Raw genomic sequence first — 20,592 nt, forward strand, 5'->3', positions numbered from 1 at the left:
GTAATTGATATGGTCCCTCACGTCGCAGCGAGAGAGGACTTTTTCAACGCTGTCGGTCATTAAACGACATCACCGAGCGCAAGCCCATTCGGCTCTACCTCCAATAACGAACGTTTGGCGCCACGGCTGTGATGTCCTCTTAGGCCAGAGGCGGACTCATACGGTGCAACGTTGGACTAACTATGCACCGAGCAATGGCAACGTGAACTGAAAAACGGCACCGCCACCCGCTTTGTTCGTTGCCCAGATCCTTCCGCCAAAAGCCTCAACGATCCCGCGCGACGTGGACAGCCCAAGCCCCGAACCGCCTCGCTTCGACGCGAACGGTTCGAAGATGCTGGAAAGCCGGTGAGCTGGAATACCTGTTCCCGTATCAGAGACGGAAAACCGCGCTTTGGACTGATCGACCTGCCGAGTTTCCATCACGACCCGCCGTTGGCCCGGACGATCTTTCATCGTTGCGTCCATCGCGTTCAACGCCAAATTCAACACAACCTGCTGCAGCCAAGTCGGATCGGCACGCACCGCCAGCATGCTTTGCGAGGGGTGAGTTTTCATTTCGACACCTACTTCGGCAGCATGTGGCTTCAAGATTTCATGAACAAGACCCACGACGTCATTCAAGTCGATCTTTTGTATCTCCGGCTCGCCGCTTCGCAACAGCTTCTGCATATGGCGGATGATTTGTGATGCGCGCAGGCTGTCGCGACGAATGTCGGAAAGGATTTCCTTCACGCCAACGGGCGCAGAAGACCCTTCAACGTCCAGCTCTGCGGATTCGATATTGCTCAGGATAGCCGCCAAGGGCTGATTCAATTCGTGTGCAAACAACGAGGCTATCGCCGCAGCGTCGGCACGCCGAGTTAATCGACTGATTTCGAGGAGACGACGTCGGAGTTCGCTCTGCGTTTCCCTGTACTCATGGATATCGGTACAGGAGCCGATGTATCCAAGAAAGGAACCGTCGCGAGCATAGCGCGGAATTCCAGTGTCATCGATCCAACGATAGGTGCGATCATGGCGACGCAACCGATATTCCATTCTGAATTCCTTCCGCGCGTCAAAGTGGCTAACGTAGGTCTCCAGACAGCGATCGAAATCCTCCTGATGAACGCCCTCCGACCAACCATTACCGAGTTCCTGCTGCATGTCGCGGCCAGTAAAGGTCAACCATGGCCGGTTGAACCAGATGCATTGTTTGTCCGGTCCGGACACCCAGATCATCACCGGGGCGGCATCCATGACTTCGGCAAATCGCGCGTCCAGTCCACCCGCCGGCTCGGCAGAAGAGCGAGTTGCCGGCGCGGTCCGGATTTGGCTTGTCGATTTCGATCGCTGCTCGGTGCGACCGCGGCATCGGGCGAGGGCCCGCTCAATGGCTTCGAGCAACGTGGATTTTAGGATCGGCTTTGTTAGAACGTCGTCAGCGCCAGCCTTGATCGCTTGCACGCTGGTCTCAACGCTCCCGTGCCCCGTCAAAAACAAGATAGGCAAGCCAGAGCCGATTTCGTTCAATCGCTCCTGCACGTCGAGCCCATCGAGGTCGGGCATGCGCATGTCCAGCAGTACACAGCCTGTTTCCGTGCGCGGCGGATTTGCGAGAAGTTGTCGGCCGGATTCATAGACCATGACCCGGTAACCAGCAGTTCGGAGCAGCCGGGCAATAGCAACCCGAAACGATGAGTCGTCGTCGACAACGTAGATGGTTGCCGGTGTGATGGTCATCTTGTTCACCCAGGCGGAGCGGGATACCGCCTGCGCCAACTCCGGTTCTCCACCCAGGTATTCAAATCACAAGCAAGAACAGCAGCCGCTTTGATCTGCATCAAGCAATTCCTTATTGAAAACGGGAGTCTCCGGCCCAGGTCTGCTGCGGCTCACGAGCGGTAATACTCTAACTGATCGTAAGTTCCGCTTGGCTCACACGTGGCGTTTGCCTGATCTTCTGCGCTGACAACGCTAACGTCTTCGGCCGTGAATCGGAAATCTCGGCCTTGATCGCGAACGCGGTGCTTCCTCGTGCCAGCGCTACGCCGACATCGGGAATCTCACCGCCTCCAGCGCGGTCTTGCCGCGGATCATGTCGGAGGCCTTGTCGGCGATCATCAGCGTTGAGGCGTTGAGATTGGCTGAGATCATCCGCGGCATGATCGAGGCATCAACCACGCGCAAGCCCTGCAGGCCGTGCACGCGCAGTTCGTCGTCGACCACGGCCCATTTGGCGTCCGCCGGTCCCATGCGGCAGGTGCAGCCGGGATGGAACGTGGTGGTGCCGCGCTCGGTGGCGGCGGCCAATAATTCGTCGTCGCTCTGCACCTTCGGTCCGGGGAAATCCTCATAGGCGTAATACGGCGCGAGCGGCTTCGACGCGAGCAACCGGCGCGCCAGCTTCATGCCGGCGACGACGACGCGGCGGTCGATCTCCTCCACCAGATAATTGGTCTGGATGATCGGCGGCGCGAACGGGTCTGCGGAGCGGATGCGGACATAGCCGCGGCTTTCGGGGCGCTGCTGCCATGAGGCAACTGTCATGCCGGGCTCGTCCTCGAGCTGACCCTGCACGCCTTCCTTGTAGCTTGCGGGCGTGAAGGTGAGCTGCAGGTCGGAGCTTTCGGTGGTCTCGCCGGAGTGCCAGAAGCAATAGACCATGGTCGGAGACAGCGACAGCAAGCCGCGCCGCGTCGTCGCCCATTTCAGCGCCTCGACCCAGAGGCTCACGCCGCGCCGGAGTTCGTTGATGGTCCTGATGTTCTTGACGCGCGCGACCGAACGCGGCGCGTAATGATCCTGCAGGCCCTCGCCGACGCCGGGCAGCGCGTGACGGACCTCGATGCCGTGTGATTGCAGCAATTCCGGCGAGCCGACGCCGGACAATTGCAGCACCTGCGGCGAGTTATAGGTACCACCGGAGAGGATGACTTCCTTGCCGGCGCGGACCTCAACGGGCGTGCCGCCCTTGCCGCCTTTGAGATAACGCACGCCGACGGCGCGCTTGCCCTCGAAGATGAGGTTGGTGACATGCGCATGCGTCCGCACATCGACATTGCCACGCTTCCGCGCCGGATGCAGGAACGCCGTCGCGGCACTGACGCGCAGGCCCTTCTCGATGGTGCGCTGGCAGTAGGACACACCCTCCTGGATCTCGCCGTTGTAATCGGGGTTGCGCGGAATGCCGAGGCTGACGGCTCCTTCCATGAAGGCCTCGCAGAGCGGGTCCTGCCAGTCCATGGTGGTGACGGTGAGGCTGCCATCGCGGCCGCGATAGGTGTCGTCGCACTCGCCGACGCGGCGCTCCATCCGCTTGAAATAGGGCAGGATGTCCGGATAGCCCCAGCCGCGATTGCCGAGCTGCGCCCAGGTATCGAAATCCTGGCGCTGGCCGCGGTTGTAGATATGGCCGTTGATCGAGGACGAACCGCCGAGCGTCTTGCCGCGCGGCGCATAGATGCTGCGGCCGCCGGTCCACGGCCCGGGCTCCTGCTGATAGCCCCAGTTGATGCTCTTCATGTAGAAGGTCTTGATGAAGCCGGCCGGCAAATGAATGTAGGGGTGCCAGTCGCTCGGGCCTGCTTCGAGCACGCAGACACGGCTCGCGGAATCTTCACCCAGGCGGTTGGCGAGCACGCTGCCTGCGGAGCCCGCGCCGATAATCACATAATCGAACGTTTCCATCGTCTCGCTTCTCGCGCGGCTTCGCTACCGCGGCTTGTCGTTGAGTTGATAGGTGAGATGCGCCTTCACCGTCGGCCACTCGCTGGCGATGATGCTGTAAACCACGGTATCGCGCAACGTGCCGTTCGGTGCGATCTGGTGGCTTCTCAGGATACCGTCCTGCTTGGCCCCCAGCCGCTCGATGCCGCGCCGGCTCTGGTGATTAAAGAAATGCGTGCGGAATTCCACCGCAATGCAGTTCAGCTTCTCGAATGCATTCGTCAGCAGCAGCAATTTGCACTGCGTATTGAGCGCGCTGCGCTGCACGCGCCTGGCGTACCAGGTGGAGCCGATCTCGACGCGGCGGTTGGCGGCGTCGACGTTCATGTAGGTCGTCATGCCCGCGATCTTGCCCTCGGCGTCGAACACGGTGAACGGCAGCATCGTCCCGGCCGCGAACAGTCCGAGCCGGCGGTCGATTTCCTTGTTCATGTTCTCGGCGGTCGGAATGGCGGTGTACCAGAGCTTCCACAACTCGCCGTCGCTTACGGCTTCCACCAACCCGGCGGTGTGATCGTGCGACAGTGGTTCAAGCCGGGCGTGAGCGCCTTGCAGGGTTACCGGTTCAAGAAAGGCCATTTAATTCTCCGCTAGAAACCGCGTCATTGCGAGGAGCGAAGCGACGAAGCAATCCATGTCTCCACTTGTGGTGAGATGGATTGCTTCGCTGCGCTCGCAATGACGCGGATGGTTCACTTGTTCAAAAAGTTCAGCGCGAGTCCAGGCCGCGCCCAATCCATTGCGATCAGTTCGCCCTTGCCCGACAGCGTGATGTAGGCGGTCTTGAGCTCCGGTCCGCCGAAAGCGATATTGGTCGTCACGCGGTCGCCGGTCGGCACTTGCTCGACCAGCGTTCCATCCGGCGCGATCACCGAGATGCAGCCCGACACCAGTGTCGCCACGCAGACATTGCCTGATGCCTCCACCGCCATCGAGTCGAACATCTGGTAGCCGCCGAGGCCCGCGATCGGCTTGCCGCGTTCGCCGCGATAGATCACGTCGCGCGGCTTGATGGTGCCGGGCTCGGCGACCTCGTAGGCCCACAGCCGCGCCGTCGGCGTCTCCGCGATGTAAACCGTCTTCTCGTCCGGCGACAGGCCGATGCCGTTGGCGGGCAGCACGCCGTGCACGGCCTCGACGATCTCCTTCATGCCGGGCTTGACGTAATAGAACGCGCCGACATCCATCTCGCGGGCGCGGCGCTTGCCGAGATCGGAGAACCACAGCCCGCCGTGTTTATCGAACACCAGATCGTTCGGGCCACGCAGCGCATGCTCGCCGCATCTGTCGACAACGGTCTCGACCTTGCCGCTCTGCAGGTCCACCCGCTGGATCGAGCCGCCCCGATAATCCTCCGGCTGCGGGCCCGGCATGATCATCTTGCCGGTCGGGATCCAGCTAAAGCCGCCATTGTTGCAGATGTACATCTTGCCGTCCGGCCCGAGCGCTGCGCCATTGGGGCCGCCGGGAATTTGCGCGACCACTTCTTTCCGCCCGTCGGGATAGACCCGCGTCAGCCGCTTGCCGCGGATCTCGACCAGCACCACCGAGCCGTCGGGCATGACGACCGGACCTTCTGGAAATTCCAGATCGGTGGCGAGAACGCGGATATCGGCCATGAAATCCTCCCGGCTGGCTCTTGGCTGCAGGCGGATTTTGGCTCGACCCCGCACGCGCAACAATTCGTTGCAGCTGTTATGGCAAAGTCGGTTTGGCTTGCCAAGCAACCGCGGGCGTTCGCGCCCGCAGGGCAGCATTGCGGCAGCAATAACTTGCGGACCGTAGGATGGGTAGAGCGAAGCGAAACCCATCAAATCGTGGCTCGGCAAGGGGTCATGGGTATCGCTTCGCTCCACCCATCCTACGATTAGTCCTTGACCGGAATCCAAATCTCCAGGCCGCCATTGCCGGTGGCGGGATCGAACTTCTCGTCGTAACGCTCGAAGTTCGGTGCGTCGGCGGCCTTCATGCCGGAGTTGGGAAGCCAGTGATTCCAGATCGTGTTGACGGTGCGGCGGATGGTCGAGATGTGCTCGGCGTGAGTGAACACGGCGTATTTCTGCTCGGGTATTCGCACGCGGGCGAACTCGCGCGGCAGGTCGGAGAAGTCCAAAACCTCGACGCTGGCGACGTAGTCGAAATTGCCGGCATCGTCGGCGTTGCAGCAGACGCCATAGGCGACCTTGCCGATCCGCGCCGGGAGATGATCGACACTTTGGTGAAACTGATGCCACAGGTTCGGAATGCCGGCGCCGCAGTTTTCGTGGGTGCAACGTTCGGCAATGCCGGCGACCAGAAGCGGCTTGGAGGTTTCGAAACGCGGGGGCTTGAGGTTTTCGAGCAGGGTTGAATCCATGACGACGGGCTCCTGAAGCTTGAGACGATCGAGGCACGTTGCGGCGCGGACCGCTTCGGGCGTCGTGCCGAAATGGTCGCGGAACGCGCGGGTGAAAGCTTCGTGCGAGCTGTAGTCAGCATCCAGCGCGAGGCTGAGAATGTCGGGGGCGCCGGCGGCGAGAGCCTGCGCGGCCTTGGTCAACCGGCGGGCGCGCACGTAGCGCATCACCGAAAGGCCGGTGGCGGCGGCAAAGGCCCGCACCAGATGAAAGCGCGAGACGCCGGCGATGCCAGCGACATCATCGAGCGTCAGCGGCTCGGCGAGATGACTTTCAATGTACCAGAGTGCTTTCTGGGCCGGATTCATGACTGACAGCTTTCATGCGAAGCGACCGCAGTATGATCGATGGCGCGGCGCGTCGTTTGACAGTCCTTGCTCTCTGATCTCACCACTGACACTCTATGTGAAACTTTGGGAGGGGTTCCATGCTCATCACGAAGGTTCGGGCCCATCATATTCGCATTCCCTATGACGCCGGCGTGGCCAGTTTCAAGCAAGGTGCGTCCGCCATCTCGGCGCTGGAAATCGTCATGGTGGAGGTTTCCACCGACGCCGGCATCACCGGCTGGGACGATGCCTTTGCCTATGTCTGCCCGCGCACCAGCTATGCTGCGATCGAAGAGATGATTGCGCCGCAGGCGCAGGGGCAGGAAGCCCCCGACGCCGCCGGCATTCCCGCGTTCATGGAACAGATCCAGCGCAACCTGCATCTGTTCGGCCGCTACGGCATCACCATGTTTGCCATCTCCGCGCTGGATATCGCGCTGTGGGACCTTGCCGCCAAGGTCGAGGGTGTGCCGCTGCATCGCCTGATCGGCGACGCCAGGCGCGCGCGGATTCCCGCCTATGCGAGCCTGCTGCGGATCGGCAAACCCGAACTCATCGCACGCGAGTGCGAGACGGCGCTGCGGCAGGGCTACAAGGCGATCAAACTGCATGAGACTACAACGTCCGCGGTATTTGCTGCGCGACAGGCGATCGGCCCTGACATTCCGCTGATGGTCGACATGAACTGTCCGCTGAACGGCGAGGAGGCGATCTCGTTCGCGCATTCCTGCCGCGACGCGGCGCCGATGTTCCTGGAGGAGCCGGTCTGGCCGCCGGAAGATTTTACAACGCTGGCCGACGTGCGAACCAAAGGCGGGCTCAATGTGGCGGCGGGCGAGAACGCCTGCACGGTGCATCAGTTCAGACAGATGATGAAGGCCGGCGCGGTGAGCCATGCGCAACCTTCCGTCATCAAGGTCGGCGGCATCACCGAACATCTCAAGGTCGTCGCGTTGGCCGACGAACTCGGCGTCAGGCTTGCGCCGCATTCGCCATATTTCGGACCGGGCTTCCTGGCGACGCTGCACCTGATGTCGCTGCGCGACGATGCAAGCTTCGTCGAAGTGTTCTCCATGAAACGCGCCGCCTGCTTGTGGCGCGGCCGCATCGATGTCGATGCCGATGGCAATGTCGAGGTACCGCAGGAGCCGGGACTCGGTTATGAGCCGGACAAGGCCGTCATGGAGCAATATCGCGTGGCGTGAACTTACTTCGCGCCGTCCTTTGCCGGAGGCGCATCCTTTGCAGCGGGCGTCGCATCCTTCGATGCGGGCGTTGCCTTCTTCGCATCCTCCGCCGCCTTGTTCTGTGCTGCCTGCAAATCGCTGACCACCTTCTGCAGGCTGATGACCGCGCCCTTCAGCGCCTCGATCTGCCGGTTGGCGGCATCCGATTTCTGCTGATGATCGGTCGTGAGCTTGGTGATCGTCTTCTGCAGGAAGTCGACATTGCTCTGCAGGCAGGAGGTGCGCCGCTCCATGGTTTTTTCGACGGTGCAGATCTCGATACCGGGAACGTCCTGCGCGTGCACGGTCGAAGGCAGTGAGATCATCAGCAGCGCGAGAGCGGCGAAAGCGATCTTCGGAGCAATCATCAAATCCTCGTTCCAAAAGGCATCTGGCGCAGCGGGAACATCTATCACGGCAATTTGCGCGAAGCAGGTCCCCGACCTCAGAGATACCATACTGATACCTCATTCAGGCGCTGTGCTTCATCCCCTTAACGTGGATGGATTTAGCCGCGAACCTCAGACCGGTGTTCACCGGCCGCGGCAGTGGAGATTGATTGTATGGCAACGCGTGAAAAGCGCCTGGCGCAGTTCGACGGCAACGGAGACCCGCCGCAGAACCTGCCGGTGGAAGTTCTTTGCGAGGATCACAGCGGAACCTATCAACTGCCTTTCGCCTGCCGCTGGATCGATGGTCAATGGCGCAACGACAGGACCGGCGGCATGGTCGAGGCCACGGTGGTCGGCTGGCGGCTGCCGCGCTCCGGCGCGATGTGAGGAAAATCGCGGGGTGCGGTCAGCCGCGCCCCGCATTTGTGCCAGAATGCGACGGGAACACGCGCGGCGTTAATGTTCGGAACGCTGACGGAACGAACCGCGCCCGAATCACTGATTGAGCGCCGTACGCCGTTGTTCACGGCTAGATGTCGGCCGCCATCCGAGACGACGCACAACATAAAGCACCATCACAACCGGGCGCAGCCAACGGCCAAGGACAAGCGTTAATTCCTCGGGGGAGGACATGGCGGTCAGCTCCAGGGGGTGGGCGGCGGCACGTTGTCGACGGCAGGTGGCACATCGATCGTTTTGAAATCGGCGGGGCTGACGATCTCGAGGTATTCCATGTCCTCGGAGTAATCGTACAGGTAATGCGTGATGCCGGGCCGCTGGTGCACGACATCGCCGGCCTGCACCAGGGTCGACTTGTCCTCATACATGAAGCGCGCCCAGCCCTTGGTCATGATCACGATCTGGAATTCGCATTCGTGACGATGCCAGCCGGTGCCCTCCTCGGGCGGCAGGTCGGGGTTGGCCTTGACCAGGTGGCAGATCACCTGCCCGCCGGTGGCATCCGCAATACCGAGATCGCGATACAGGAAGAAGTCGCGCAGACCTCCGCCCTTGAATTCGGTATCGCCCGGTTTGACGTGAGAGAATTTGCTGACGACAGCCTGCTTGTTCATGGAAGCCTCCACGGTTCGCGTTGGCGGGATCGCGAGGTACGGAGAGCGTCCAAATTTTCGGCAGCCTCGCATCGTCGCGTCACGGCTGACATGTTGCTATGCGAAATCCGCGCCAGCCGCGTTGCACTGCGGCGAGACTATGGCCGCGATGCGCCGAACCGATTGGCTGGAGGCAGGAATCCGGTTTCGGCAGCCTGTGCAAACGGCCAGGGACGACGCCACGCACCGTTCTCGGCTGACATCGGCTTGGGCAAGGCCTGCGCGTTGCCTGAGCCGTTCAAACGGGCAAGGCTTCGCGCCCCTGCCTAATATTCGACCTCGAGCTCTTCGATATCGGTGGGCTCGGCCCTGGCGGCCTCGATCCATTCCTGCATTTCGGGCATCGCCATGATGGTGCTGGCGTAGGCTCTGAGCGCCGGTTCGAGCTTCACGTCATAGGTCATGAAGCGGGTGACGACGGGAGCGTACATGGCGTCCGCCATGCTGCGCTCACCGAACAGGAACGGCCCGCCTGATTCGGCGAGGCATTCGCGCCAGATGGTGCAGACCCGGTCGATATCGGCCTGCGCGCGCGACCAGATCTTGAAGCCGGGGAAATGGCCCTTGAGGTTGACCGGCAGCGAGGCGCGCAGCGTGGTGAAGCCGGAATGGATTTCGCCGCAGATCGAGCGGCAATGCGCCCGCCGGATCCGATCCCCCGGCAGCAAGCCGGCGTCCGGCCTGACCTCGTTGAGGTATTCCGCGATCGCCAGCGTATCCCAGATGGTGGCGCCGTCATGGCGCAGGCACGGCACCAGGATCGACGACGACAGCAGCAGGATTTCGGCCCGCGCCGAGGCATCGTCCGGGGCGGTGACCACCTCCTCGAACTCGAGCCCGGAGAATTTCGCGAGCAGCCAGCCGCGTAGCGACCAGGACGAGTAGTTCTTGCTGGAGATGGTCAGTGTCGTCTTTGCCATATGGCCTTTTCCCTCAGCGAAGCGTCGTCCGCCGCCCGGACACCGGCAACGGGCCGCACCAATACGCCGCCGCCTAATGCCTGTGCGTCGTGAATGTTCCACAGCAAGCCACGTGCCAGTTCTAGAGGCGGCCACCGCAGCTCTGGCGTCGATATTGCATGGCCACCTAGGACAGGGGCTGATGTGAATGATGTCAATGATGTACCAGACCTATCAGAACCACATGGACCTGACGGCACCATGGCGGACCGGGGCGTCGGCGGCGCTGAAATACCTCAATCTGGTGCCGCAGGGCGTATCGGACAAACTGTTCGGCCGGCTGGCCGCCTCGCTCGAGCTGATCTCGCGCTCCTCCCTCACCTATCACCGGCCGGCCTACGGCATCGACCGGGTACTGGTCGGCAACCAGGAGATGGAGGTGACCGAGGAGGTCACCTATGCGACCCCGTTCGGCTCGCTGCTGCACTTCAAGAAGGAGAACGCGCCCGAGCAGCCGCGGCTGTTGCTGGTGGCGCCGATGTCCGGCCATTTCGCCACCCTGCTGCGCAGCACGGTGAAGACGCTGCTGCAGGACCACGACGTCTACATCACCGACTGGCACAATCCGCGCGACATTCCGCTTGGCCACGGCCGGTTCGGCCTCGAGGATTACACCGATCACCTCATCGCTTTCCTCGACAAGATCGGCCCGCGCGCGCACATGGTGGCGATCTGCCAGCCGTCGGTCTCGGCGCTGGCTGCGGCAGCCGTGATGTCGGAGGACAACCACCCTGCCCGCCCGGCGACGCTGACGCTGATGGCCGGACCGATCGACACCCGGATCCAGCCGACCAGGGTCAACGAATTCGCCAAGAGCAAGCCGCTCAACTGGTTCGAGAAGAACCTGATCAATTACGTGCCGGTGCAATGCAAGGGCGCATTCCGAAAAGTCTATCCCGGCTTCGTGCAGCTGACCGCCTTCGTCTCGATGAACCTGGAGCGGCACATCAAGCAGCACATCGACCTCGCCAATCATCTGGCGAAGGGCGAGAAGGAGAAGGCGGCAGTCATCAAGACCTTCTACGACGAATATTTCGCCGTGATGGACCTGCCCGCCGAATTCTACATCGAGACCGTGCGCGATGTGTTTCAGGAGCATCTGCTGCCGCAGGGCAAACTGATGCATCGCGGCCGGCCTGTGAACCCGGCCTCGATCCGGCGCATGGGCCTGATGACGGTCGAAGGCGAGAAGGACGACATTTGCTCGATCGGGCAAACGCTGGCCGCGCAGGACCTCTGCACCGGCGTGCGCGCCTATCGCAAGGTGCACCACATGCAGGCCGGCGTCGGCCATTACGGCGTGTTTTCGGGCAAGAAGTGGAATAACGAGATCTATCCGCTGCTGCGGGATTTCGTACATGGGAATTCGTGAGAGGCCTGCTCACCCTCTGCGTCATTGCGAGCGAAGCGAAGCAATCCATCGCGCGGCATACGCGGATGGATGGATTGCTTCGTCGCTTCGCTCCTCGCAATGACGGCGTGGCAGCACTAGCGGCCTTCCCCCTCACCCTGTACAACCCTCCCAAGGCCGACCACTCAAGAGTCGTCCCGGGAGGAAATCATCATGCGACTTTCAGCAAACCTTCGCGCCCTCGCACTCGGCGTCGTCAGCGCCGTCCTGCTATCCGTCACGGCCTCGGCCGCGGAAGTGCGCGTGATGATCTCCGGCGGATTGTCGGCGGCCTACAAGGCGCTGGTGCCGGAATTCGAGCGGGCCACGGGCCACAAGGTGCTGACCGCCTACGGGCCGTCGATGGGCACGACGACCAATGCCATTCCCGTGCGGCTGGAGCGGGGCGAGCCGGCGGACGTCTTGATCATGGTCGGCTATGCGCTCGAGGATCTCGCCAAGAAGGGCAAGGTAACCGCCGGCACCAGCGTCGATCTCGTGAAGTCACCGATCGGCGTTGCCGTGAAATCGGGCGCGCCGAAGCCGGACATCAGCAACGCGGACGCGGTGAAGCGCGCGCTGCTGGCGGTGAGGACCGTCGCCTATTCCGACAGCGCCAGCGGCGTTTACGTCTCGACCGAGATGTTCGGCAAGCTCGGCATTGCCGACGAAATGAAGGACAAGGCGCGGAAGATTCCGGCTACGCCCGTCGGCGAGATCGTCGCCCGCGGCGAGGCCGAGATCGGCTTCCAGCAGATGAGTGAACTGAAGCCGGTGGAGGGCATCGACATCGTCGGCCCGTTGCCGGACGAACTGCAGAAGATCACGGTATTTTCCGCGGGGCTCGCCAGCGTTTCCAAGGAGCCCGACGCCGGCAAGGCACTGATCAAGTTTCTCGCCTCGCCTGCGGCGCGCGGCGAAATCGTCAAGAGCGGACTCGATCCGATCGCGACGGGAGCGACGAACTAGGCCATGATCTCATGAACCTGAGATTTCAGGTACCCCGGAGATTTGTTTGAATGCGGTCAGCAACGTCTCTTAACATGCCTGGAGCGGATTGCGTCGTGACATTTGATCGGATGCGGCATCCCTTTGCCACAGCGGTACGGCTTGAAGTCATCGCCCCGGCAGAGTCGTAAGCTCTCGGCACGCAGCGATCCCCCAGAGCGGATATCCAGCCATTTCTTTCGAATACTTCCCGAACATGGCGATCCACCTGCGTGTAAACTCTGCAATGACGTCGAAAGCTTCGAATGGCGACCTGATCGCCGCAAGCCTCTGGCTGAATTCAAAAGCAAACTCCATGTTGGCTTGTGCCGTTTCCAGAAGCTTCGCTTGATAAGCCGGTATGCTAGCCGTCGCTAACGAAAAATCGAAAGGTTTCTCTTGATTGTCATCCCTCATCATCTGACTGCCGCCATCGGGTAAGGCAGCCGCTTTAAAGACAGCCATCGGATGCTCAATGATGGGGTGCGTTTGCTTTGCTTCCTCATGGCGCTTGAGAGGCGAGTCAGCAGAGCCTGCGGCGACAGCGCGCAGGTGGCCTTCTTTCGGGCTTCTAACAATTGCCTGCTTGTTCCGCTGCGCCCGGGCGGCCATTTTCTGGCCTCGGGGGCGCTTCGACGCCATGGCTGGTTTACGCTTGCTCATATGACGCTCCAAATGGAATGGAAAAGCCGACGGTCATTTCTGAAAAGACAACAGGCCTTGCGGTGTAGCGTTCCAAACTCCGAATGATGGGACGTTCGTGATCTCAACGGTGGTTTCAGATAGCAACGCCCACTGACGAACGTTGAGGCTGTTGAACACCTCAGCGCCCTTCGGTCGTGCTGTTCGCTCAGATGCGCCTTAAGGAGGTGCAGCTTGCGGCCATCGAGGCATCACCGGTATCGCCCGCGGGCAAACACCTTGCAGCGCAGCTACGGAACAGCATTACACCTGAGAAGTTCGCGGAACGAAACGGCTCTTCAGTCTTTCTCTGATCTTTGGGAGGTGCCCATGACTTCTCAGGCCATAGAGGGTGCATGTGCGTTCGCTTGGCGGAACTACTTGCTCCGACACAGCAGTATCAGCGAGAACGATAGCAGGCGTTCCGCGCTCTATCGCTACCTCACCGATCTTCGTGACGCCGCCGAATATGATTTCGATCTCCTGCAAATCGCGGCAGTCGCGTACTTGAGAAAACTGGACGAGTTGCATGACGACCAAGGCGCTAGACTCGCGACAGATCAAGTTTTGGCCGAGCGTTTAGAGTCGGGTCGTGCGCGAGCAGACACTTAGTTTTTGGACCATGCACAAGAGCAGAAGGACGAACAGCATGGCAGTCGACACCACTAACGCGAACCATTCCGCGCGCGAGCCACAAGACGCTTCACCGCAGCGAAAGCAAATCGGCGTGAATGCCTTGAAGCCAATCGTTCACTTTCAGGTCTCGATGCTGAGAATGTGGACTGATAGCATCGCGAGATTCGCGGGCAATTACGAAAAGGCGCTACAAGAAACCGCGACCACCGTCGAGGAACAGACAGACAAGCAACGCGCCGCGTAAATTCGCGGAGGCGGAGTCCCAGCTGGCTTTGTACGGCATAATGTCGCGCTGCTCGGTCAATTTTGCGAACCGCGTACGTGATCGGCGTTAGGTCAGGAGCCGATATCGGGAAAGCTGGAGCCTGCCTGCTGAGGGCAAATCCAGCTAGTTGCAAGCAGGATCACATCGGTTTCAATCAATTCGTCTTGGGCCCTTTACTTGGGCCTGATGTGACGTGACATTGCTGCAAGGGCATTGCCCGAATATTCATCCATCGGTCAGGTCGGCGTTCCAGGGTCGGGCGACTTCAGCCGGCCCTCCACACGTGCCCTGCTTTCCATCTGACGCGCTCTGCGCAACAACTGCTCTCGCTTGACCCCTGCGGGAGTGCCGCGGGCTTCCTTGCGCAGCCGCGCTGCCTGCGCAGATGGGCTTTGATCGAAACGATAGACTTGATTGAAGGGCTCTTGCTCCATCGCTTACTCTCTGCTTGCGTTCTGCTCACCGTGGTGCCTTTGGGCGATGCGGTGACCAACTTTAACATCCATGGCGGGAGGGTCGTTCCTAATAGGTCAGCAGTCTTGCCGTTTGGCTTGACGCACTACATCACCGGGCGATCCAGTACGCCGTGGCGCTAACGGTGAAGCAAACTGACGGCACGGAGCGCTGGATGACCGCCCCAATGCGCAATTGCGCACAAGGCGGGACGTGACGAAACTACCGATGCATGTGCTGCATGGCGAGCAGCACGATCACCGCGAGCGCCAGCACGATAGTCGTGCTCTTCCAGAACAGCAGCGGATTGCGCTCGATCAGCGGCGTCCGCGACGTGGAGAGATAGTTCGCATTGGGATGCCTGAGGTCGAACAGGAATTCCGAAAAACTGTCGTAGCGCTTGAGGGGATTGGGGTGCACCGCCTTCTCCAGCGTGCCGTCGATCCACTGCGGCAATTCGCGGTCGCTATGCGACGCCGGGCGATAGACCAGCTTGTTGAACTGCGACCGCGTTCGCGCCTGTGCGATCTGTGCGCCGTAGGGCAGTTTCCCCGTCATCATCTGGTAGGTGATGACGCCGAGCGAAAACAGGTCCGAGCGCATCGTCGCCGGCTCGCCGAGAAAATACTCGGGCGCGGTGTATTGCTGGGTGCCGAGAATATCGTCGCGCATGCCTGACGGCTCGGCCTCGACGACGCCGGTGATCTTGGTCGACCCAAAATCGATGATTTTCACCGTGCCAGTGGCGTCGATCATGATGTTGTCGGGTCTGATATCCTGGTGCAGCATCTCCTTGCGGTGGAAGGCGCGCAGCCCCTTGGCGATCTGCTCGACGATGTCGCGCACGGTCTCTAGATTCGGCTTCGGATTGTCGATCATCCACTGCGTCAGGGTCTGGCCGTCGATGTATTCGGTCGCGACATAGAGGAAGTTGCGCTTGCGCTGCAGCAGGCAGGGTTTGAGCACATGCGGACTGTCGATCCGCCGCGCCACCCACTCCTCCATCATGAACCGCTTCAGGTAAGCAGGATCGTCGCGCAGATCGATCGAGGGGATCTTGATGGTGACGACGGCATCGGTCTCGATGTCGACGGCGAGGTAGATGTGGCTCCGGCTGGAGCCGTGCAGTTCGCGCACGATGCGGTAGCCGTCGAACGCCGCCCGCGCCTCCAGCAGCGGCGGCAGCGGCAGTTCGTGCGGCTGCGCGAACACTTCGGCCGCGGCGCCATCGGGCACCTCGTCGACGCGGACGATCTGGACGGTGAGATTGTCTGTGCTGCCGGCTTCAAAAGCCTGATCGACTATCCCCTTTGCGGCCGCATCGAGATCGGCGCCGCCTTCGTTCACCGCCTTTGCGATGCGACGGGCGCTGAGATGCTCGTAGATGCCGTCGGTCGCGAGCACAAAGACGTCGCCCGGCTCGATCCGCAGCATTTGGTAATCGATCTCGATCTGCGGATTTACACCGAGCGCCCGGCCGAGATAGCTCTGCTGCGAGGAGATGACGATGCGATGGTCGTTGGTCAGTTGCTCCAGCGTATTGCCGGAGAGACGATAGATGCGGGAATCGCCGATGTGAAAGAGGTGCGCCGTGGTCGACTTGATGACGATGGCGGAGAGCGTACAGACGTAACCGCGGTCCTTGTCATAGGCATACTGGCTGCGCGTCTGCGAATGCAGCCAGGAATTGGTCGCCTGCAGCACGCGCTGCGCCGAGGTGCGCACCGACCAGGATTCCGAGGTGCAGTAATAGTCGGTCAAGAAGCCCTTGACCGCGGATTCCGCCGCGACCCGGCTGACCTTGCTCGTGCTGATGCCGTCGGCCAGCACGATGGAAATGCCCTTGAGGCTGAGCAGCGGCTCGTCCGGAATCAGGACGCCATGGAAATCCTGATTGGTTTCCTTGGCTCCCTTGTCGGAAAATTGTCCGACCGATATTTTCAGCTGGCGCGGCATTCCCGGCTTTCACGACAATGGGTCTCTCGCATCGCGAGATCAAGCCGCCAGGCGCGAGGAAGCCTGCTGCGAGGCAGACCGCTTCGGCGCTGTTTTGACATGCGTCGCGTACAGCGTCAGCCCGGTGAAGGCGAGACCGCCAACGAGGTTGCCGATCACGGTCGGGATTTCGTTCCAGATCAGGTAGTCCATCAGCGTGAACTTGGCGCCGAGCAACAGCCCGGACGGAAACAGGAACATGTTCACGATCGAATGCTCGAAGGTCATGAAGAAGAACAGCATGATCGGCATCCACATCGCGATCACCTTGCCGCTGACCGTGGTGGAGATCATCGCGCCGACGACACCGGCCGAGACCATCCAGTTGCAGAGCACGCCGCGAATGAACAGCGTGAGCATGCCGGACGCGCCGTGCGCCGCATAGCCGACGGTGCGGCCCTCGCCGATATGGCCGATCACCGTGCCGACCTTGTCCGGCGGCTGCGACCAGCCGAAGGTGAAGACGATCGCCATCATCACCGCCACGGTGAAGGCGCCGGCGAAATTGCCGATGAAGACGAGGCCCCAGTTGCGCAGCACGCCGCCGAGCGTCACGCCCGGGCGCCTGTCGATCAGCGCCAGCGGCGCCAGCACGAACACGCCGGTGAGCAGGTCGAAACCGAGCAGATAGAGCATGCAGAACCCGACCGGAAACAGCGCCGCGCCGACGATCGGAACGCCCGTCGACACGTTGACGGTGACGGCAAACGCAGCGGCAAGCGAGAGGATCGCACCGGCCATGTAGGCGCGGATGACCGTATCGCGCGTCGACATGAAGATCTTGGATTCTCCGGCGTCGACCATCTTGGTCACAAATTCCGAAGGCGCGAGATAGGCCATTCCTGTTCCCCTTTTCGAGACAACGTGAGAGCGCGCCGGATGCTGCGCAGCCGTGCACCGATGTGTGAAAATCCTTGCCGTCCTCGCGCGCGACGAGTCCCGTGCCGCTCCCGAGCGGAACAGAACGACGCGGTCACGCCCGATCAGGGACTTGGGATGCGCGAGCTATCGTGAAGTGGTCCCGATGACTGCTCGAAGCGCCTCACGCGAGGCTGCTTGATCCCAACGCCTTCGGCCAACGCTGGCCTTGGCAATCCGAAAGGACGGCAGTCGTCATTGACTGAGACAGGATTAAGCAATCGATGTGCCAACCCGAAATCGCGCCGCAGGCCTCGAAAATGCGCGTATTTCTACGTGGTTATGGCCCTGTCGGGGATGTCCCGATGAGGATTGATGCCTTGTATTTGTGCAGTTGCACAGATGTTGCGCCTGCCGCGCGGCCGGCGCCATCATTCATTCCGAAGCACGCACGGCGCGGGCGGAATCGATTTCGGTACGTTCGAGGCGCAATGGATCTGGGCGTCGCTGCTTTGCGTCGCCCCGGAATGACGTAATGGCTATCCTCATAACCTCGACGGTGAGCCTGCCTCAAGGACTGGAAGGTGCAACGATGAAAGACAAGATCAGCCTGACCGACAAGCTGTCCACGTTCAATGAGTATTGGTCGCCAAGAACCGTGGCGCAACTCAATGACTATGACGTCATGGTCGTGAAGGTGAAGGACGAGTTCGTCTGGCACAAGCACGATGACACGGATGATTTCTTTCTCGTCCTGAAGGGCGTTCTCGACATCCAGTTGCGCGACCGAACGATCACGCTCGGCCCCGGCGAAATGTACATCGTGCCAAAGGGCGTCGAGCATCGCCCGGTTGCCCGCGAGGAAGTCCACCTGCTGCTCATCGAACCGACCGGAACGCCAAATACCGGCGATGCCAAAACGGCGGCGCCACACAAGACTGCGTAGCGCATCACGTCTCCTTGTCGCCCTTCCCGACATATTGCGCCACCGCGCAAGCTTGGTCGCTCACGGGTCAAAAGGACATTAGCCGGCCCGATGGTCTCAGCTGAATCCGTCGAAAATGACCCAAAGCGTAAGTCTGAGCCAACACTGCAACGCCATCAAACGGCCGGACGGGGAAAGTCAGCCCGAGCTCTTGCAGTTGCAGTGTTTACAACGCGGCTAGTTTACCTTTTCCCAGACCACAGTGACGACGCTAATCTTGCCATCACCTGTAAATGGGGCTGGCCGAGTCGTGTAGATCAATCGATCGCCTTCTGCCGCGATGTCTCGAACAACCGTGGTGCCGGTCCACACTTCGTTCCATGAGAGGTCGACGTGATGTTCAACTTTTTTGCCATCGAAAGCGTACGTACCACCATAGGCGCTCATCGTGCGGTGCAAGTCAGCGCGTTGCTGATCAGTCATTGAACCGACCGACACAGGTTGCGGCCGATCGTCGTTTGTAATGAGCGCCAGAAAATGCCCGTCTTTCCCATACATGATCAGACCTTTCGCATTCTTCCCGAAGGCGTCCATCTTCTCGCCGGTCTCAACGATCTGTCGCGAGCTATCGACGAGTCTGTACGTTCCGCAGAGGTCCATGGGCCACTCCCGTACGTTGAGAACGGCGATGCTAACCCAACATGCGCTGGTCGCCCATTGGCCCATTTGAGACATGCCAATTGCGTCGCGTCGCATCCGCTTTCGTGATCAGCAACGGACGCGTGGTTTGATTTAAGTCAAAGACAGGCATTCCGCGTTATGCTGTCTGGTCTGTGCACACGGAATGCCGAAGACCGGTCAACCTGATAATGACCAGGGAGGCTTACCCATGCCCACCTATATCTCCTTAATCAACTTCACTCAGAAGGGCGCCGAAGCAATCAAGGACGGGCCCAAGCGCCTCGATGCAGCAAAGCAACGCCTCCGCGATGCCGGTGCCGAAATGAAAGCCTTCTACCTCGTAACCGGCCAATATGATGCCGTGTCCATTATCGAAGCGCCGAATGACGAAGTGGCGACAAAACTCGCCATGGGGACGGCAGCTCTCGGATTTGTACGGACGCAGACTTGTCGAGCGTTCGCCGAGGACGACTACAGGAAAATGGCTGCATCATTGTAAGCGAACTGCATCTCTCAAATACAAAACCCCGGCCGTGCTGCCGGGGTTTTGCTTAATGACGCATGTCTCCTTGTGGCCCTTCGCGACACATTGCGACGCCGCGCAAGTTTGGGGCGCTCACGGGGCCAAGCGGACATTAGCTGGACGATGGTCCTGGCTGAATCGATTACTGTCCGCATCAGGGGCGCAGACGGACGCACTCTGGCTCAATCCAGATGGAGTGCATGAAGCCCTTCTCGCCAACGACTTCGCCTACGTGCAGCTCCAGAAGCCCGTTTTCGATGCCCTCAACAGGAAAGACGCGACCTACGCAAGCTTCGAACAACGCCTGGGTGCCCATTCCGGACGGCAGCGACGCCGGCACCGCTACGACTTCAACGCGATCCCCGATCTTCATGTCACACCATTCGGCCGCATCAGTTGGCAGATCTTTTTCATATCAGGAGGTCAATCTACGGAAGGTGGTTGTTTCGGCCACGTCCTTCCATAGACATCGCAGAGGACGATGGTCATCGCCTCATGACCCTGCCTGTCAGCACTAAAATGTCGCCCGTCAATTTCGATTTGGCTCATGAATTTGACTTCGAAATCTCGCCACGCGACGTCATGCCATGCGCGGAGAAGGAGCGGCCGGCCGCGCTCATCCCGCTCCTCCTCGTATCCAATCGAAAAGGGTTCAACGCTGTACCGTTCGCCTCGATGCGTGAACGACACCATTGCTCGCGCTGCTATGGCTTGACAGAGCAATTCTGTACTCATGTCCGGTTACACATCATTAGTGATCTCCGCCCCCGCCAGAGCTGTCGTCGCCGCTGTGATGGGCGCTCCCGCTACCGTCGCTTGATCCAGTCTCGGAATGAAAAAGAGCCCCAGCGGTGCGCATCTATAACCATGGACGTGTAAAGTGCTCTAACCGCGCCGTATTCAGGGTCGGCAGGTCTGAGGTCATCAAGCCTCCTCCTCAGCTCGGCCAGATGTTTCAGCCTTGCTCGCTTGTTGAAGAGCCAATAGATGCCGAGGCCCACCGCAATAAGGGCAACAACGCCGAACGCGATGCCGGTGATCTCTGCAGGACGCGTCAACATGTCCATTGTGGC

The 20,592-nt window shown here is 60.7% G+C and carries 21 protein-coding genes; 7 read left to right on the forward strand and 14 right to left on the reverse strand.

All coding sequences use genetic code 11. The annotated features are described in order from the left end of the window. Positions 1-180 precede the first annotated feature (180 nt). The 5 genes from CQ12_RS17060 to CQ12_RS17080 all read right to left on the reverse strand — a co-directional run bounded on the left by CQ12_RS17060 (position 181) and on the right by CQ12_RS17080 (position 6,415). On the reverse strand, positions 181-1,764 hold the full coding sequence (locus CQ12_RS17060; RefSeq protein ID WP_057836466.1) for a response regulator: 1,584 nt from the start codon (positions 1,762-1,764) through the stop codon (positions 181-183). Positions 1,765-2,028: 264 nt separating this feature from the next. Beyond that, positions 2,029-3,672: a GMC family oxidoreductase gene (locus CQ12_RS17065; protein ID WP_057836467.1), complete on the reverse strand. Its 1,644-nt coding sequence runs from the start codon at positions 3,670-3,672 to the stop codon at positions 2,029-2,031. 24 nt (positions 3,673-3,696) lie between these two features. Next, entirely contained in the window at positions 3,697-4,290 is a 594-nt protein-coding gene (locus CQ12_RS17070) for a GNAT family N-acetyltransferase (protein WP_057836468.1), read from the reverse strand. A 113-nt stretch (positions 4,291-4,403) separates the two neighbouring features. After that, positions 4,404-5,330 carry an SMP-30/gluconolactonase/LRE family protein gene (locus CQ12_RS17075; protein ID WP_057836469.1) on the reverse strand — a complete coding sequence of 309 codons (927 nt, stop codon included), beginning with the start codon at positions 5,328-5,330 and terminating at the stop codon, positions 4,404-4,406. A gap of 248 nt (positions 5,331-5,578) precedes the next feature. Then, positions 5,579-6,415, reverse strand: coding sequence for an AraC family transcriptional regulator (locus CQ12_RS17080; protein WP_057836470.1), 837 nt, complete (start codon positions 6,413-6,415; stop codon positions 5,579-5,581). 119 nt (positions 6,416-6,534) lie between these two features. Here CQ12_RS17080 and CQ12_RS17085 point away from each other — a divergent pair, with 119 nt between their 5' ends. Next, complete coding sequence (locus tag CQ12_RS17085; protein ID WP_057836471.1) at positions 6,535-7,641, forward strand: mandelate racemase/muconate lactonizing enzyme family protein; 1,107 nt, start codon at positions 6,535-6,537, stop codon at positions 7,639-7,641. Positions 7,642-7,643: 2 nt separating this feature from the next. On the opposite strand, the gene CQ12_RS17090 is transcribed toward CQ12_RS17085, so the two are convergent. Then, complete coding sequence (locus tag CQ12_RS17090; protein ID WP_057836472.1) at positions 7,644-8,030, reverse strand: hypothetical protein; 387 nt, start codon at positions 8,028-8,030, stop codon at positions 7,644-7,646. A 195-nt stretch (positions 8,031-8,225) separates the two neighbouring features. Here CQ12_RS17090 and CQ12_RS17095 point away from each other — a divergent pair, with 195 nt between their 5' ends. Next, a complete protein-coding gene (locus CQ12_RS17095; protein WP_057836473.1) occupies positions 8,226-8,441 on the forward strand; it encodes a hypothetical protein in 216 nt (71 codons plus the stop codon). 251 nt (positions 8,442-8,692) lie between these two features. On the opposite strand, the gene CQ12_RS17100 is transcribed toward CQ12_RS17095, so the two are convergent. Both CQ12_RS17100 and CQ12_RS17105 read right to left on the reverse strand, forming a co-directional pair. Beyond that, positions 8,693-9,127, reverse strand: a complete 435-nt coding sequence (locus CQ12_RS17100) for a cupin domain-containing protein (protein WP_057836474.1) — start codon at positions 9,125-9,127, stop codon at positions 8,693-8,695. Positions 9,128-9,432: 305 nt separating this feature from the next. Beyond that, positions 9,433-10,086, reverse strand: a complete 654-nt coding sequence (locus CQ12_RS17105) for a glutathione S-transferase family protein (RefSeq protein ID WP_057836475.1) — start codon at positions 10,084-10,086, stop codon at positions 9,433-9,435. Positions 10,087-10,273: 187 nt separating this feature from the next. Between CQ12_RS17105 and CQ12_RS17110 the strand changes: the two genes are divergently transcribed. Together CQ12_RS17110 and CQ12_RS17115 are read left to right on the forward strand one after the other, a co-directional pair. Continuing rightward, on the forward strand, positions 10,274-11,497 hold the full coding sequence (locus CQ12_RS17110) for a polyhydroxyalkanoate depolymerase (RefSeq protein WP_157088267.1): 1,224 nt from the start codon (positions 10,274-10,276) through the stop codon (positions 11,495-11,497). A 192-nt stretch (positions 11,498-11,689) separates the two neighbouring features. Then, positions 11,690-12,484 (forward strand): substrate-binding domain-containing protein, encoded by a 795-nt coding sequence (locus CQ12_RS17115; RefSeq protein WP_057836476.1) that lies wholly within the window; start codon positions 11,690-11,692, stop codon positions 12,482-12,484. 147 nt (positions 12,485-12,631) lie between these two features. Here the strand turns inward: CQ12_RS17115 and CQ12_RS17120 are convergent, their stop codons facing one another. Then, positions 12,632-13,165 (reverse strand): phasin family protein, encoded by a 534-nt coding sequence (locus CQ12_RS17120; RefSeq protein WP_057836477.1) that lies wholly within the window; start codon positions 13,163-13,165, stop codon positions 12,632-12,634. Positions 13,166-13,832: 667 nt separating this feature from the next. Here CQ12_RS17120 and CQ12_RS17130 point away from each other — a divergent pair. Continuing rightward, positions 13,833-14,063 carry a hypothetical protein gene (locus tag CQ12_RS17130; protein WP_057836496.1) on the forward strand — a complete coding sequence of 77 codons (231 nt, stop codon included), beginning with the start codon at positions 13,833-13,835 and terminating at the stop codon, positions 14,061-14,063. Positions 14,064-14,759: 696 nt separating this feature from the next. Here the strand turns inward: CQ12_RS17130 and CQ12_RS17135 are convergent. Both CQ12_RS17135 and CQ12_RS17140 read right to left on the reverse strand, forming a co-directional pair. Then, a complete protein-coding gene (locus CQ12_RS17135) occupies positions 14,760-16,493 on the reverse strand; it encodes a bifunctional protein-serine/threonine kinase/phosphatase (protein WP_057836479.1) in 1,734 nt (577 codons plus the stop codon). A gap of 39 nt (positions 16,494-16,532) precedes the next feature. Further along, positions 16,533-17,372, reverse strand: a complete 840-nt coding sequence (locus CQ12_RS17140; protein WP_057836480.1) for a formate/nitrite transporter family protein — start codon at positions 17,370-17,372, stop codon at positions 16,533-16,535. Between the two features lie 610 nt (positions 17,373-17,982). Between CQ12_RS17140 and CQ12_RS17145 the strand changes: the two genes are divergently transcribed. Next, a complete protein-coding gene (locus CQ12_RS17145) occupies positions 17,983-18,336 on the forward strand; it encodes a cupin domain-containing protein (RefSeq protein ID WP_057836497.1) in 354 nt (117 codons plus the stop codon). 216 nt (positions 18,337-18,552) lie between these two features. Here CQ12_RS17145 and CQ12_RS17150 read toward each other — a convergent pair whose 3' ends face one another. Continuing rightward, positions 18,553-18,975: a lipocalin-like domain-containing protein gene (locus CQ12_RS17150; protein ID WP_198164184.1), complete on the reverse strand. Its 423-nt coding sequence runs from the start codon at positions 18,973-18,975 to the stop codon at positions 18,553-18,555. Between the two features lie 229 nt (positions 18,976-19,204). Between CQ12_RS17150 and CQ12_RS17155 the strand changes: the two genes are divergently transcribed. After that, entirely contained in the window at positions 19,205-19,495 is a 291-nt protein-coding gene (locus CQ12_RS17155; protein WP_057836498.1) for a GYD domain-containing protein, read from the forward strand. A 178-nt stretch (positions 19,496-19,673) separates the two neighbouring features. On the opposite strand, the gene CQ12_RS17160 is transcribed toward CQ12_RS17155, so the two are convergent. Further along, positions 19,674-19,892, reverse strand: a complete 219-nt coding sequence (locus CQ12_RS17160) for a hypothetical protein (RefSeq protein WP_057836482.1) — start codon at positions 19,890-19,892, stop codon at positions 19,674-19,676. Positions 19,893-20,325: 433 nt separating this feature from the next. Continuing rightward, entirely contained in the window at positions 20,326-20,586 is a 261-nt protein-coding gene (locus tag CQ12_RS17170; RefSeq protein ID WP_245309968.1) for a hypothetical protein, read from the reverse strand. Positions 20,587-20,592 lie beyond the last annotated feature (6 nt).

The sequence above is a fragment of the Bradyrhizobium jicamae genome (genome assembly GCF_001440395.1).
Classification (GTDB): domain Bacteria; phylum Pseudomonadota; class Alphaproteobacteria; order Rhizobiales; family Xanthobacteraceae; genus Bradyrhizobium; species Bradyrhizobium jicamae.

What these genes read in the sequence shown, in the direction of transcription:
- CQ12_RS17065 (WP_057836467.1), bottom strand. Translation starts at nt 3,672, where the DNA reads ATGGAAACGTTCGATTATGTGATTATCGGCGCGGGCTCCGCAGGCAGC.
- CQ12_RS17070 (WP_057836468.1), bottom strand. Translation starts at nt 4,290, where the DNA reads ATGGCCTTTCTTGAACCGGTAACCCTGCAAGGCGCTCACGCCCGGCTT.
- CQ12_RS17075 (WP_057836469.1), bottom strand. Translation starts at nt 5,330, where the DNA reads ATGGCCGATATCCGCGTTCTCGCCACCGATCTGGAATTTCCAGAAGGT.
- CQ12_RS17080 (WP_057836470.1), bottom strand. Translation starts at nt 6,415, where the DNA reads ATGAATCCGGCCCAGAAAGCACTCTGGTACATTGAAAGTCATCTCGCC.
- CQ12_RS17085 (WP_057836471.1), top strand. Translation starts at nt 6,535, where the DNA reads ATGCTCATCACGAAGGTTCGGGCCCATCATATTCGCATTCCCTATGAC.
- CQ12_RS17090 (WP_057836472.1), bottom strand. Translation starts at nt 8,030, where the DNA reads ATGATTGCTCCGAAGATCGCTTTCGCCGCTCTCGCGCTGCTGATGATC.
- CQ12_RS17095 (WP_057836473.1), top strand. Translation starts at nt 8,226, where the DNA reads ATGGCAACGCGTGAAAAGCGCCTGGCGCAGTTCGACGGCAACGGAGAC.
- CQ12_RS17100 (WP_057836474.1), bottom strand. Translation starts at nt 9,127, where the DNA reads ATGAACAAGCAGGCTGTCGTCAGCAAATTCTCTCACGTCAAACCGGGC.
- CQ12_RS17105 (WP_057836475.1), bottom strand. Translation starts at nt 10,086, where the DNA reads ATGGCAAAGACGACACTGACCATCTCCAGCAAGAACTACTCGTCCTGG.
- CQ12_RS17110 (WP_157088267.1), top strand. Translation starts at nt 10,274, where the DNA reads ATGATGTCAATGATGTACCAGACCTATCAGAACCACATGGACCTGACG.
- CQ12_RS17115 (WP_057836476.1), top strand. Translation starts at nt 11,690, where the DNA reads ATGCGACTTTCAGCAAACCTTCGCGCCCTCGCACTCGGCGTCGTCAGC.
- CQ12_RS17120 (WP_057836477.1), bottom strand. Translation starts at nt 13,165, where the DNA reads ATGAGCAAGCGTAAACCAGCCATGGCGTCGAAGCGCCCCCGAGGCCAG.
- CQ12_RS17130 (WP_057836496.1), top strand. Translation starts at nt 13,833, where the DNA reads ATGGCAGTCGACACCACTAACGCGAACCATTCCGCGCGCGAGCCACAA.
- CQ12_RS17135 (WP_057836479.1), bottom strand. Translation starts at nt 16,493, where the DNA reads ATGCCGCGCCAGCTGAAAATATCGGTCGGACAATTTTCCGACAAGGGA.
- CQ12_RS17140 (WP_057836480.1), bottom strand. Translation starts at nt 17,372, where the DNA reads ATGGCCTATCTCGCGCCTTCGGAATTTGTGACCAAGATGGTCGACGCC.
- CQ12_RS17145 (WP_057836497.1), top strand. Translation starts at nt 17,983, where the DNA reads ATGAAAGACAAGATCAGCCTGACCGACAAGCTGTCCACGTTCAATGAG.
- CQ12_RS17150 (WP_198164184.1), bottom strand. Translation starts at nt 18,975, where the DNA reads ATGGACCTCTGCGGAACGTACAGACTCGTCGATAGCTCGCGACAGATC.
- CQ12_RS17155 (WP_057836498.1), top strand. Translation starts at nt 19,205, where the DNA reads ATGCCCACCTATATCTCCTTAATCAACTTCACTCAGAAGGGCGCCGAA.
- CQ12_RS17160 (WP_057836482.1), bottom strand. Translation starts at nt 19,892, where the DNA reads ATGAAGATCGGGGATCGCGTTGAAGTCGTAGCGGTGCCGGCGTCGCTG.
- CQ12_RS17170 (WP_245309968.1), bottom strand. Translation starts at nt 20,586, where the DNA reads ATGGACATGTTGACGCGTCCTGCAGAGATCACCGGCATCGCGTTCGGC.